The organism is Flavobacterium geliluteum (genome assembly GCF_017948595.1).
GTDB lineage: Bacteria > Bacteroidota > Bacteroidia > Flavobacteriales > Flavobacteriaceae > Flavobacterium > Flavobacterium flavipigmentatum.
The window spans coordinates 92,625-105,959 of sequence record NZ_JAGFBV010000010.1 but is presented as its reverse complement, the minus strand read 5'-3'; the positions used below and the strand labels follow the sequence as shown (position 1 = coordinate 105,959).

Sequence of the window (13,335 nt, the reverse complement as noted above, 5' to 3'; positions counted from 1 at the left end):
ACAACAGTTTGTCAGCAGTAAAAATATTTTTTATTACTATTTCTATTATTTATTTTTCAACCATTCAAACAAACGTTTGGCATCATTTTCTTTAAACAATTGAGTCCCTTCGTTCATTGTTGCGGCAGAACCACAGGCCACTCCCCAGCGAATCACTTCTTTCAGGTTTTTATTCTGAGACAATGCCCACACCATTCCGCCTACCATACTATCACCAGCGCCAACCGTACTTTTTTTAGCCACATTGGGCGCAGGTACATATTCATAAACCTCTTTAGTAACCAGCACTGCGCCTTGAGGCCCGAGCGAAACCACTACAATTTCGGCACCGCCTTTGGCAATAATTTTTTGTGCGGCTTCGTTTACTTCCTCCATTTCCAGTCTTTCCACTCCAATAAGTTTAGCCAGCTCTCCCACATTGGGTTTAATGAGGTACGCACCCACTTCAAGCACTTTCTGCAATGCTGCTCCAGAAGTATCTATTATTAATTTTGAATGCGACGCTTGGGCAATTTGTGCTACTTTTTGATAAAAATCATCTCCCAAACCTTCATTCAGACTTCCGCTGGCAACTAAAAACTTTGGTTTTAGATTCGAAATTGTGTCCAAAACCGCTTTACTTTCAGTTTCCGACAAACTCCCTCCTGTAAATCCAAAACGGTATTGCGAATTGGTATGATCATCTACGGCAATAAAATTTTCGCGTGTTGCAGATTTTGTTGTTATGCTTTCAAACTCAATATTTTCTTTGGATACTAAATCTTGCAACATTTCGCCCACCGCTCCGCCAGAAGTGAATACAGCCAACGAACTTCCGCCCAAGCGGGAAATAGCTTTCGAAACATTTATTCCGCCACCGCCAGCATCAAACAGAGGCGTTTGGCATCTTATTTTTTGTTCGGCAATCAATCCCGAAAAATGAGTGCTTTTATCAATAGAAGGATTCACCGTAAGGGTAACAATATCAAAGTTTTTCATCATATACTATTTTAATTCAACTTTAAAGATGCGAAAAAATCAAATCCTAAACCAAGAATGCAAAGGGATTTCTTTTAAAATTAGACAAAAACCTTTACAACTTTGTACCTTTGTCTGATAAAAACCATTTGGATTTAGAAAAATGATTGAAGATAAAAACCCACAACGTACCAGTATAGCACAATTAGGCGAGTTTGGCCTTATTGAACATTTGACCAAAAACTTTGATGTAAAACAGGCATCGACACTAAAAAGCATTGGCGATGATGCTGCTGTTCTAGATTTTAAAGATAAAAAAGTAGTCGTTTCTACCGATTTATTGATCGAAGGCGTACATTTTGACTTGGCTTATATGCCCTTAAAACATTTAGGTTACAAAGCAGTGGTGGTTAACATCTCTGACATTTGTGCCATGAATGCCAAAGCAACGCAAATAACGGTTTCTGTTGCCGTTTCTAATCGTTTCCCTCTAGAAGCCCTAGAAGAACTTTTTGAAGGCATTACGCACGCTGCAAACGAATATAAAGTAGATGTTGTTGGTGGCGACACGACCTCATCGCAAAAAGGATTGATTATTAGCATTACCGCTATTGGAGAAGCCAGCGAAGACGAGCTAGTTTACAGAAACGGCGCCAAAGCAACCGATCTTTTGGTTGTTACAGGCGATATTGGTGCTGCCTACATGGGATTACAGGTTTTAGAACGCGAAAAACAAGTTTTTCAAGTCAATCCAAACAGTCAGCCCGATTTAGATCTTTACACATATCTAATTGAACGTCAGTTAAAACCGGAAGCCCGAAAAGATGTACGCACTTTGTTGCACGCACTCGAAATAAAACCAACGTCTATGATTGATATTTCAGACGGATTGTCTTCAGAAATCATTCATTTATGCAAACAATCTAATGTGGGTTGCAATTTATACGAAGACAAATTGCCTCTGGATCCGCAATTTATTTCGACTTGCGAAGAATTTAATATTGATAGTACTACCGTTGCCATCAATGGTGGAGAAGATTACGAATTGCTGTTTACTATAGATATCAATGATTTTGATAAAATAAAAGGAAATCCAAATTTCTCGGTTATTGGTCACATGGCTCACGAAAGCGAAGGAATCAATTTGGTCACGAGAGCCAATACTCAAATTCCGCTAAAAGCAAGAGGATGGGACGCTTTAAGCGAATAAAAAAAATGCCTGAAACAAAAAACGACATCAGATAAGATGTCGTTTTTTATTTAAAAAAGTCCTTTACTTTTGGCTTCTTTCACCAGATCGACATCTTCTCCGGTTTTGATTTTTAGTAATTCTTTCAAATTAATTTTTCTGCGTTCAATTGCATTCAAAGAAATCGGAATGTATTGCGGCATTTCTTCGGTTTGAGTTCCTTTTGATAAATGAAATAATATTTGTTTATCAAACTGATCAATTTCGATCGAATTATGAGGCGACTGATTGAGCATTTTTACAACAGATTGGCTATAATACCTGTTTCCTTTCATTATTTTATCAAATGCAAAAAGAAGCTCGTCAAAAGTCAAGTCATTTTTGATAATGAGTCCACTGGGGTTAATGGTTCTGATAATCGTCTTGATTTTGAGTAATTCTGTATACATAGTGAGCAAAATAATCTTACAGTCGGGCATTTTCTTAAGAATTAATTTTGCCAAATCTTCGCCGGAAAATATTTCTTTTTCATCATAAGCGGGCATACTTATGTCAAGAAAAGCAATATCAAACTGAGGCGTTTTCGAATCTTCCAAAAGATCATAAGCAGACTTACAATCGTTGGCTTGCCAAATAAAAAACTCATACCCTTTTGGTTTGTAGCGGGTAATCGCATTTTTGTATCCTTCGATAATAAACGGATGGTCGTCTACTATTAGGATATTTCGCTGGATTAATTGCGAAATGGACGGTGGGTTTAGTTCAGCTATCATTTGTTTGTAGGTTAATTTTTTGATCTATAGGAATCTTAATCGTAATCAAGGTTCCTTCGTTTTTACTAGAATTGATGCTTACAACTCCCAAACATTCCTCGGTTCGATAAAAAATGTTTTGCAAGCCTATCCCTTTTTTTGCTTTTTTAGGGTTAAACCCAACTCCATCATCAGAAATTGAAAGCACCAAATGATTAATCTCGCTTTTAAATTCGATTGAAATTGTTGTTGCATTTGCATACTTATTACAATTCTGTAAAGCCTCCTGAATAATACGGTATAAATTGATTTTTATTGTATTACTCACCAAATCCCAATTGATATGAGAATCCATCGATATTATCAACTCCGAATTATACGTATTTCTTTGGTCTTCAAAGAGTTTTGTCAAAATAAGAATAAAGTTATTAATTAATTCTGACTTTTCCCTACTTAAGTCGTGAGAAATTTCTCTAATATCCTGTTCTATATTTTTTAACTCTGCCAAATATTTTTTTCTTTTAGGCGCAGCAAGCTCTTCGTCTATTTTATTGAGACTATCCAGGCTTATCCTAATTCCGAACATTCTGCCCAGAACACCGTCGTGTAATTCCTGTGCGACCTTTTTCTTTTCTCTAATTCTAGTAGCCTCAATCTCTTTTTGCTGAGAGATCATCAAATTATAGATATCTTCATTGGCTATTTGCTGCTGTTGTTTAAAAATAAGTTCTCGGTTTTTGGCTTGTTGTGTTTTATAAATGTAAAAAAACAGTCCAATTAGCGTACAAAAACTAAAAACATAAACCAATGTTCTGTTTTGAACTTCCAGATTTGAATTTTCGCTTTTAATTTCATTGGTTTCGTATTCAATACGAGAGAATTTTTCCCCAATGACGCGCTCGGCTTTGAGCATTTGTTCATTGAGTTTGATGTATTCCTTAGAATAGGCCGAAGCATTTTCGGGATCAACAATAGCAAGTTGCTTGAGCGCCTCAAGAGTATTGCGCAATCTATTTGAATTTCTTGACATTAAAAGTGCCTGCTTGCTATATTGTATGGCTCTTAAAGTATCTTTCTTAGAAGAAAAATATTCAGACAAATGAATTTTACTCGAAATTATTCCCGCCTTTAATCCCAAACTATCCCTAATTTTTAAAGCAGTAAAAAATTGTTCCGGTAAATCTTTATCTTCATTCAATTTGAAATTACAATAAGCAATATTATCCAGTAGAATTGCGTACAAAATAGTTTTTTCTTTAAACAGATTATTTTCTGCCAAACCTTTTTCAAAGAAAAACTTAGCTCGCCTGTAATTTCGTTTACTAAAATATACAAAACCTATATTGTTGTATGAAGTTGCCCTTAACTGTAATTCTGATGGTATCGACTTATCTTGCAACACCTCCAAAGCTTTATTCTGAAACTCTAAAGCCTTATCATATTCCTCTCTTTCATTGTACAAAAGCCCCAAAAGATTATAACATTCATACAACTGATCGTTTACATTTTTTAATCCTTTTAAGTTGCTTAGAGCCTTAAAAACGGCTATTTCACTTTCAAAAAAAATGCCTTCGTTATATTGCAAACTCGCTTTGCTCATAAAAGCTTTGGCCAGATTATAATGATCTCCAATCCTTAAATAAAGTTTTTCTGCTCTAAAATAGTGTAGAAACGCACTATCTGCAACAGACCGTGAACCGTAATAATCGCCGAGATACGTGTAGGCTTTGGCCATATTTGCAGAATCTTTGCTGCTAATAGACCGCTCCAAAACGATCTCTGTGATGTCTTTGTAGGCTTTCCAATCGCTCATATTATAATAGCGATTGGCTACTTTAAAAAGATTTACTCTATTTAAAGAATCATTATCCTGACTGATGATAACATTAAAAGCTTTCTGATTGTATTTATGCTTAAACTCGAGAGGCAAATTAATATCGTTGGCCAAAGAAAGATACGTGGAGAGGCTATCTTCGGGAGAAGTTATCTTTTCATTCGAATTATTTTTTTTGGAACAAGCCCATAAAATAAAAAATAAAAACAATAGTATTTGGTACTTATTTTTCAATTGCAGCGTTTGAGTTTAATCAAAAATACTAAAACTATGAACACAAAAAAAAAGGCTGTCAAAAAATTGACAACCTTTACTATTTTGAGGTATATTTTTTTAATCTAATTTTCTTCCGCCGCCTGTAGAACCGCCTCCATTGTCTTCAATAGCTATTAACGATTTTAGTGCAACTTCTGTGCTTTTTGACCCCACTTTCTCTACATCAAGTTTTCTAGTTACTACTGTATATCCTTCGTTAATACCAGCATCCATGATTGGGGTTGTACTTGTAACTACCTCTGGTGAAGCAAAAGAAGTTAATACCATTACTAAAGAAAATAATCCGATTGTTAAGGCTGTTTTTTTCATGATTTGAGGTTTTATTTTAGTTTTATAAATCTTTTTAAATGAGTAGCTTAGCGCTAATTCTCTGATGTAAAACTAAAACCTAAATCGAGATTTTCTTGCACAAAAATTAGCATTTGTGGTAAAATACCCCCAAATGATAGTGAATGAGTGTTAAAAACGTGTAAATATTTAATTTTTAGACCTCAATATAATTTCCTTTTGAAAATTCTGTAATAATAAGATCAACATTAGACTTATATGTTTTAGAGAAAGGAATTTTTTTAGGCGAATTTTTGATATAACAGACTGAGTTTCCGTTATGTATTCTGGCGATATAATTGATGTTGATAATATAGCTGTTATGTATTCTAACAAAAGGACTTGACAAAATAGCCTCAAAATGTTTAAGTGTCTTGAATGCAGTAATCATTTCGCCCGAATTCATATAAATATCGGTAGAGTTATTATCGGCCTGAAAATAGCAAATATCGGCTGCTCTCAGATAACGATAATCTCCATACGATTTTACACAAATTATCAATTGTTTTTCTCTTTTGACAACTGGTGATGTCATCAAAGCGGGCTCAAGACTCAATTGCATCGGATATGCTTCAAAGGCAATTTTATGCAGTTTCAAAATGGTTTTCATCACATCTACCCTGCCTAAAGGCTTTAGAATATAATCAAAAACCTGATATTGAATAGCTTCAAAAGCCTTGTCTTTTTTAGAAGTTATTATAATTATTTTAGGGATATGAATTAAAAAACGATGCAATTCGTTGATAAAAGAAAACGATAAGTGAGTTTCAGCATTTTCGGGATCAATTTCGAGAAAAATAAGTTCCGGCTGATGTTCTAAAACCAAACTAAGGCCGTCCCGATAATTCTCGCCCGCAGCCAAATAGCTAAACTCTGCAAAACCATCCAAAAGCGATTTGGTTTTTAAGATACTTTCAGCACTCTCGTCTACGATTATGTACGAATACTTTTTCAAGTTTATTGGCGTATTGATTTACGGTTTACAGTAGACTAAAAGTAGCATGATTACGATTTGAAATCATTTAAACTGTCCTATAATCGACCAAATGCAAATATAGTCGACAAAGCGCATAAATGTAATAAAATTTATGCACAAAAGTAAAGCCAAAAAAAAATCCCAAACTCCGTAACGGAATTTGGGATGTCTTGAATAGTTTTGAAAAATTACATTTTCATCAACCAGTTTTTCATCGAAACTTCATTTTCGATAATATCTTTTAGCTCGGTTATTTTAACACGATCTTGTTTCATGGTATCTCTATGGCGAATAGTAACCGTTTCGTCTTCGATAGTTTGGTGATCTACTGTGATACAAAACGGAGTTCCCAAAGCATCTTGTCTTCTGTAACGACGTCCTACAGCATCTTTCTCATCATACGCCACATTGAAATCCCATTTCAAATCATCCATGATTTTTTTAGCGATTTCTGGCAAACCGTCTTTTTTAACCAAGGGTAAAACGGCTGCTTTTGTTGGCGCCAAAACGGCCGGTAATTTTAAAACTGTTCTGGTAGAGCCGTCTTCTAAAGCTTCTTCCTGCAATGATGTTGCAAAAACAGCCAAGAACATACGGTCTAATCCTACTGAAGTTTCTACTACGTAAGGCACGTAATTCTGATTCAATTCTGCATCAAAATATTGTAATTTTCTACCCGAAAATTGCTCGTGTGCTTTTAAATCAAAATCAGTTCTTGAGTGAATTCCTTCTAATTCTTTAAAACCAAAAGGAAAATTAAACTCGATATCTGCTGCTGCATTTGCGTAATGCGCTAATTTTTCGTGATCGTGAAAACGGTAATTCTGTTTTCCAAGACCGAGAGACAAGTGCCATTTCAAACGGGTTTCTTTCCAGTGTTGGTACCATTGCATTTCATCACCTGGACGCACAAAAAATTGCATTTCCATTTGTTCAAATTCACGCATACGGAAAATAAATTGTCTTGCAACAATCTCATTTCTAAACGCTTTACCTGTTTGTGCAATTCCAAAAGGAACCTTCATACGACCCGATTTTTGCACGTTTAAGAAATTTACAAAAATACCCTGTGCCGTTTCCGGACGCAAATACAAATCCATTGCAGAATCTGCAGAAGCACCAAGTTTGGTTCCGAACATTAAGTTGAATTGCTTTACATCGGTCCAGTTTCTTGAACCCGTTTCAGGATCTGCAATTTCGAGTTCTTCAATTAAAGCTTTAACATCAGCCAAATCTTCGTTTCCTAAAGATCGGGCTAATCTTTCCAGAATTTCTCTTTCTTTTGCAAGGTATTCAACAACACGCGCATTAGTCGTGATAAATTCCTGCTCATTAAAGGCATCACCAAAACGTTCTTTTGCTTTTTCGATTTCTTTTTTTGCTTTTACATTAAGCTTTTCAGCATAATCTTCAACCAAAACGTCTGCTCTATATCTTTTTTTAGAATCTTTATTATCAATTAACGGATCATTGAAAGCATCAACGTGGCCTGAAGCTTTCCAGGTTGTTGGATGCATCAATATTGCAGCATCAAGGCCAACAATATTTTCATTCATCTGAACCATTGATTTCCACCAATATTCACGGATATTCTTTTTTAACTCGACGCCATTTTGTGCATAATCATACACTGCACTCAATCCATCGTATACTTCGCTTGACGGAAAAATAAATCCGTACTCTTTTGCGTGCGAAACCACATTCTTAAATATATCTTCTTGTTTTGCCATAGTGATGCAAAAATATAAAAAGTACGTTTAAAAAAAAGAAAAATAATAAAGTTTGAAGGCGTGATTTTTGTATTTTTGTAACTAAATTCTTCTTATTTGTGTTTAAATATATTATTGACCTGTTTTTTCCTAAAGTTTGTGCCGGATGCCGCACACTTTTGACGACCAATGAAATAGTGTTTTGCAGCCATTGTCGTCATGAAATGCCATTGACTCAATATCATTTGGATCCTGAAAACGAAGCGGTAAAAAAATTTTATGGTAAAATAGAAATCCAGCATGCATCTGCTTTTTTGTATTTTAATAAAAAAGGAATCGTTCAGGAACTCATTCACAACTTAAAATACAAAGGCATGGAAGAAATCGGAACAGTTTTAGGAAATTGGTATGGCGAAGATTTAAAACTTGCCCACGCAGAAACTCCTTTTGATATGATTATTCCGGTTCCGTTACATCAAAAAAAGCGAAAAGAAAGAGGCTACAACCAAGTCACTACTTTTGGAAAAGCGTTATCTGATGCCTTAAAAATAAAATACGATGATTCGATTTTATATCGAAAAAAATATTCAAAAACACAGTCTAAGAAAAACCTTTTAGGAAGATCCAGAACATAGAAAATATTTTTGATGTGATTTTGAAGGCAGAAAACCACGACAAACATTTTTTGATCATAGACGACGTAATCACGACTGGCGCCACTCTTGAAGCCTGCTCGAGAGCACTGCTAAAAATTCCCGGAGCCAAAATTAGTATCGCCTGCATGGCAATAGCTCATTAAAAAAATTTAATTGACAATTATTTTTTTGACTGTTTTTTTATCTCCCTCGAGGACAGTTACGAGATACACACCAGCATTAGTAATTGGCATTTGAATCTCCTGACTAAAAACAGAAGTACGTTCAAAAGTCTTTTCGTACAGCTTTTTGCCCAAAATATCGTGCACAAAAATTTTAACTTCGTTAATAGAGTCACTCGAAAACTGAACAGTGAAATTTCCTTTATTAGGATTTGGATAAAGCACAAAATTGATATTATCTATTTCTTTTGTTCCCAAAGTATACGTCTGATCGCAAATATTTAGAGAAACGGCATTTATTGTACCCGATGTTCCCGATACAAGATCACGAACTCTAAAAGTCCAGGTTCCCTGAAGATTTTCTCCCGTAAAAACACCCAAAGATTCAAAAGGAAGTACTGTTTGAGATGTTGCCACAGTACAATCTAAAGCTGTTCCGGAATCATCAAATTGCATTAAGAAATTCTGATTCGTACTTGCCGCACATGTTTTATAAAGTAGTTTTACTACCGTTCCTTGCGGACTTACCATTTGAAACTCTAAATCAGACAGGCTGGCGTGCGTAACATTTACTGAAACATTTACATCTGAAATTTTTTGTGCAGATGCAGGAACAGTAATGGTCCTTACAGTAAAATTGTTGCTGTTTGGAATCGAAAATGAGTTTCCAAAACTATACGAATTACAATTTGTTACAGAAGTATACCCGACAGAAAACGGTTTGCCATTTACCGCATAATAAATATTGGCTGTTGGCTCGATTAAAATCCTGCAATTGGTTGCTTTTACATCTGCGGGAACCGTTATTACTTCTGAGCCATCATTTGGAGTATTAGAAGCCAAAACGGTAGAAAAAGTCAGTCCACCATCGGTAGAAAGCTTAATATTTACTGATGAAGAACCTGCTAAAGTCGTCGTGTTGTTTACCGCCCAAGTTACTAACTGCTGGCTTGAATTTGCCCAGCTAATATTGTCTGTGTTTTGGGATGTAACCGCAAATGGTCCCGTTGACGGATTGACGGTTACCAACATCAAATCGGTATTGGTTTGCGCAGTACCTTGTGCGGCATTATCACGGCCGGTAAGCGTAAAACGCATTGTTTTGGCAATTAAGGAAACAGACTCCCAAGGAGTGCTCAACCTGTTTTGCACAACAGAACTAAGGCTTGGCATATATCTAACAGGCGTATTTGTTGGCGCAAAAGAGCGAAACATGGGCCCATCTGGCTTGGTAAGATACGTTCTGCTGTTGTCTGCAGAAGTGGTAGTAGCCGAATCATTTTGTTCCCAACAATACGTAATTGTATCACCTTCGGGATCAGAACCTGTGCCTGTAAGCACAAAAGCAGTTTCTTTCGGAATCGTATAGTCCGCACCAGCGTTGATAACGGGAGGATTGTTAGCAATACTGGTGCTAACAGGACAACTTTTGGTTGCCAAATTATCTTGTATTTGCAAAATACTAGCGTACGCAAAATAATCGTCTGAAGCCCCTTGAACATCATAATCATCGGTAATTCCGGCGTAAGCCATAATTGTAGAACCACTTCCGGGCTCTACATTTACATCTGTCCGCTCAGAACCATCAAAAGAAAAAGTATGATTGCCACCTAATTGGTGCCCCATTTCGTGAGCCACATAATCGATATCAAAAGTATCACCTTGTGGTTTTGCATCCGAAGGCGAGGTGTAAGCACTACCTTTTGCATTTGGAAAAGAAGCTGTAGGATCAACACAAACGCAACCAATACAACCGGAATTTCCGCCGCCGCCAGAACCGCCAAATAAATGACCAATATCATACGCGCTGTTTCCAATAAAATTGGTTAATGTGGTCTGTACCTCATTATTCCATGCACCATTTGCACCAGAAGAAGCATTTGAATAAGGATCAGAAGAAGCAGTAGTAAAAATTACAGCATCATTATTAGCAATTAAAATCAAGTTTAAAGCCAAATCTTTATTAAAAATTCCGTTTACCCGGGTCATTGTAGCATTCATACCAGCCAAAGCTCCTGCTTTTGTTCCGCCATAATACTGAGCATATTCGCCAGTACATGACAACGCCAATCGCAACGTCTTAAAAACTTTATTATTTGCAGTGGTTTTTGCAGTGCTTGTTTTCTTTGAAATCGAATTGAAACTATCAACTGTTGAGCAAATCAAAGCAGATTTAGAAAAATTAGTATCTTTTGAAGTAAAAACTACATATTGAGACTGATCAGCAATATTGTTTTCTATAAATTCATTATTTTCAGTAGCACGAATTACCATTGTTTGCAAACCCAGTGGCGACATACTAAAATTAATTTTTGCATTTTTATCATCTATTCCGACACCTGCATAAGCTCTAATATCGGGATATTTTGCTTGTAATTCCGGGGCAAAATTTGACGCTTCCCAAACCATAAAACGCTCTAAAACTCCGTGAGCATTAGGAAAAGTAACTACCGTAGTAATTTTATCATCTTTTAAAGCAAAAGTGGCGGCTAATTTTTCCTTCAAAAATGTATCATTCAGTTTATAATACAGCTTTCTATCGTCTGTGTCAGATTGACCTTTGGCCGTTGCAACACTTCCGCCAACCCTTTGCCAAAGCTCATTGTTTTGAGCCTGAAGTTGCGTAAAATTGAAAATAACTAAAACAAAGAGTAACGCTTTTTTCATAACCGAAAAATTATAATTGATCAAAAATAAACGAATTAAATTAAATTCAAATAGATATACGACGTTTAATACGATTTTGTCGACGAGTTCTTCATTTTTTTTTAAAATTAAATTAAAATAGCAAAAATCAATTCGGGTTATTATTAGATTTAAAATAGATAGTATAAATTTGCAACATCTTAAATAACTTGCTTTGAAGCTCTTTCATTCTATAAACGACTTTCGGTCAACCAAGAAAACAATTTTAACTCTTGGCACCTTTGATGGCGTACATATTGGCCATAAAAAAATCTTAGAACGAATCACTCAAAATACCGAAAACGGCAAGTACGAAAGCCTGGTTCTTACTTTTTTTCCGCATCCGCGAATGGTTTTGCAGGACAAATCAGAGATCAGACTTCTTAATACGATAACCGAAAAAACCAAACTTCTGGAGCAAACCGGAATCGAAAACCTTGTTATTCATCCGTTTGATGAAAGTTTTTCCAGACTAACCGCCGAAGAATTTGTACATTCTATTTTGGTAGATCAATTTCACATTCATAAAATAATTATTGGTTACGACCATCGTTTTGGCCGAAACAGAACTGCCAATATTGATAATTTAATCGCTTTTGGAGTAGAATATGGTTTTGAAGTCGAGCAAATTTCGGCACAGGAAATTCAAGATGTTTCGGTGAGTTCTACCAAAATCCGCACCGCTTTACAAGAAGGCAATATGGCTTTGGCCAATGATTATCTCGGATATCAGTACTTTTTTTCGGGCGAGGTGGTAAAAGGAAAACAACTGGGCAGAACGATTGGTTTCCCGACAGCCAACATCAAAATTGAAGAAGATTACAAACTAATTCCTAAAAATGGTGTTTATGTGGTAAAAGCAATTGTAGACCAAAAAGAGATTTTTGGAATGATGAACATTGGCTTTAACCCCACGGTAGACGGACAAAAGCAAACCATCGAAGTACATCTTTTTGATTTTAATGACACTATTTACGGCAAAAAAATCGAAGTTTCATTGTTACAATATCTTCGGGAAGAGCAAAAATTCGACTCGGTTGAGCAACTAAAAGAGCAGTTAAATCAGGACAAAATCGCAGCTTTAGACTTTGTAAGTCAAGTCTAAAGAACTTCAAATCGTACTTTTCTTTATTTTTAAATCATTGTAGCTATTTTTTTAGTAAATTTGACATAGACAGCTCTATGTCAAATCTTTACTATTAACTTCTTTAAAAAATAACCACTATGAAACTACCTAAAGAAATCCTCAATGGCTTTTTAATTTTCCTCGGAATTGGCCTTTATTTTTTATTAATGAATGTATTGGGCCTTGCCGATTTGTTTTACCTGCGTACCTTAAACGTGTTTTTTATCTTTTGGGGAGTCAATAAAACATTACAAATGAACCTTCTTGAAGGAGAAACCAATTTTGTATCGAATGCTGTATCGGCAATGGCAACTTCTGTAGTTGGCGTTTCGATGAGCGTGTTAGGTCTCTTGATTTACAGTTATGCTCGAGGCGGAGATGCTTATGTAAAATCGCTTTCGGAAACCTTTTTATTTGGCGGAGATCCTTCTGTAACCGCTTATTGCATCTGCTTGTTTTTTGAAGGAATTGCTTCCTCAGTAATTGTGACAATGATGCTCATGCTGTATTGGAATAACAAATACGCTGCCGATTAATTTTCTAAAATAAAAATAGCTTTTAAGCACTTTAAAATCATAAAAAATACAATTTTATGATTTTAAAGTGTTTCTTTTTTAAAAATAACTAACAAATATTTATTTAAGAAATTCACGATTGGTTGATTAGAACAATTTGACTACTTTTGAA

At 35.6% G+C, this 13,335-nt stretch carries 12 protein-coding genes; 5 read left to right on the top strand and 7 right to left on the bottom strand.

The features are described from left to right. Positions 1-45: 45 nt before the first annotated feature. The gene (locus J3495_RS08145; protein ID WP_236025419.1) at positions 46-981 is read right to left on the bottom strand and encodes a 1-phosphofructokinase family hexose kinase; all 936 of its coding nucleotides are present in this window, start codon (positions 979-981) and stop codon (positions 46-48) included. 139 nt (positions 982-1,120) lie between these two features. Between J3495_RS08145 and thiL the strand changes: the two genes are divergently transcribed. Next, complete coding sequence (gene thiL / locus J3495_RS08140) at positions 1,121-2,167, top strand: thiamine-phosphate kinase (protein WP_210666062.1); 1,047 nt, start codon at positions 1,121-1,123, stop codon at positions 2,165-2,167. A 50-nt stretch (positions 2,168-2,217) separates the two neighbouring features. On the opposite strand, the gene J3495_RS08135 is transcribed toward thiL, so the two are convergent. The 5 genes from J3495_RS08135 to J3495_RS08115 form a co-directional block, all read right to left on the bottom strand. Continuing rightward, the gene (locus J3495_RS08135) at positions 2,218-2,919 is read right to left on the bottom strand and encodes a response regulator (RefSeq protein ID WP_210666061.1); all 702 of its coding nucleotides are present in this window, start codon (positions 2,917-2,919) and stop codon (positions 2,218-2,220) included. Next, on the bottom strand, positions 2,909-4,966 hold the full coding sequence (locus J3495_RS08130) for an ATP-binding protein (RefSeq protein ID WP_210666060.1): 2,058 nt from the start codon (positions 4,964-4,966) through the stop codon (positions 2,909-2,911). The genes J3495_RS08135 and J3495_RS08130 overlap by 11 nt, the downstream gene beginning before the upstream one ends. Before the next feature lie 99 nt (positions 4,967-5,065). Beyond that, positions 5,066-5,317 carry a hypothetical protein gene (locus J3495_RS08125; protein ID WP_210666059.1) on the bottom strand — a complete coding sequence of 84 codons (252 nt, stop codon included), beginning with the start codon at positions 5,315-5,317 and terminating at the stop codon, positions 5,066-5,068. A 175-nt stretch (positions 5,318-5,492) separates the two neighbouring features. Continuing rightward, on the bottom strand, positions 5,493-6,290 hold the full coding sequence (locus J3495_RS08120; protein ID WP_210666058.1) for a LytR/AlgR family response regulator transcription factor: 798 nt from the start codon (positions 6,288-6,290) through the stop codon (positions 5,493-5,495). Positions 6,291-6,499: 209 nt separating this feature from the next. Continuing rightward, positions 6,500-8,041 carry a glycine--tRNA ligase gene (locus tag J3495_RS08115; protein ID WP_210666057.1) on the bottom strand — a complete coding sequence of 514 codons (1,542 nt, stop codon included), beginning with the start codon at positions 8,039-8,041 and terminating at the stop codon, positions 6,500-6,502. Between the two features lie 98 nt (positions 8,042-8,139). On the opposite strand from J3495_RS08115, the gene J3495_RS19365 reads away from it, so the two are divergent. After that, complete coding sequence (locus J3495_RS19365) at positions 8,140-8,655, top strand: ComF family protein (protein ID WP_317192632.1); 516 nt, start codon at positions 8,140-8,142, stop codon at positions 8,653-8,655. Positions 8,656-8,669: 14 nt separating this feature from the next. Beyond that, the gene (locus tag J3495_RS19360) at positions 8,670-8,819 is read left to right on the top strand and encodes a ComF family protein (protein WP_317192631.1); all 150 of its coding nucleotides are present in this window, start codon (positions 8,670-8,672) and stop codon (positions 8,817-8,819) included. 6 nt (positions 8,820-8,825) lie between these two features. On the opposite strand, the gene J3495_RS08105 is transcribed toward J3495_RS19360, so the two are convergent. Then, complete coding sequence (locus tag J3495_RS08105) at positions 8,826-11,504, bottom strand: zinc-dependent metalloprotease (protein ID WP_210666056.1); 2,679 nt, start codon at positions 11,502-11,504, stop codon at positions 8,826-8,828. Between the two features lie 193 nt (positions 11,505-11,697). Between J3495_RS08105 and J3495_RS08100 the strand changes: the two genes are divergently transcribed. Together J3495_RS08100 and J3495_RS08095 are read left to right on the top strand one after the other, a co-directional pair. Further along, positions 11,698-12,627: a bifunctional riboflavin kinase/FAD synthetase gene (locus J3495_RS08100; protein WP_210666055.1), complete on the top strand. Its 930-nt coding sequence runs from the start codon at positions 11,698-11,700 to the stop codon at positions 12,625-12,627. 119 nt (positions 12,628-12,746) lie between these two features. Then, positions 12,747-13,184 (top strand): hypothetical protein, encoded by a 438-nt coding sequence (locus tag J3495_RS08095; RefSeq protein WP_210666054.1) that lies wholly within the window; start codon positions 12,747-12,749, stop codon positions 13,182-13,184. The last annotated feature ends 151 nt before the right edge of the window (positions 13,185-13,335 follow it).

Bases quoted from the DNA above. Each gene is read 5' to 3' on its own strand.
- J3495_RS08105 (WP_210666056.1), bottom strand. From the start codon at position 11,504: ATGAAAAAAGCGTTACTCTTTGTTTTAGTTATTTTCAATTTTACGCAA.
- J3495_RS08145 (WP_236025419.1), bottom strand. From the start codon at position 981: ATGATGAAAAACTTTGATATTGTTACCCTTACGGTGAATCCTTCTATT.
- J3495_RS08125 (WP_210666059.1), bottom strand. From the start codon at position 5,317: ATGAAAAAAACAGCCTTAACAATCGGATTATTTTCTTTAGTAATGGTA.
- J3495_RS08095 (WP_210666054.1), top strand. From the start codon at position 12,747: ATGAAACTACCTAAAGAAATCCTCAATGGCTTTTTAATTTTCCTCGGA.
- J3495_RS08115 (WP_210666057.1), bottom strand. From the start codon at position 8,041: ATGGCAAAACAAGAAGATATATTTAAGAATGTGGTTTCGCACGCAAAA.
- J3495_RS08135 (WP_210666061.1), bottom strand. From the start codon at position 2,919: ATGATAGCTGAACTAAACCCACCGTCCATTTCGCAATTAATCCAGCGA.
- thiL (WP_210666062.1), top strand. From the start codon at position 1,121: ATGATTGAAGATAAAAACCCACAACGTACCAGTATAGCACAATTAGGC.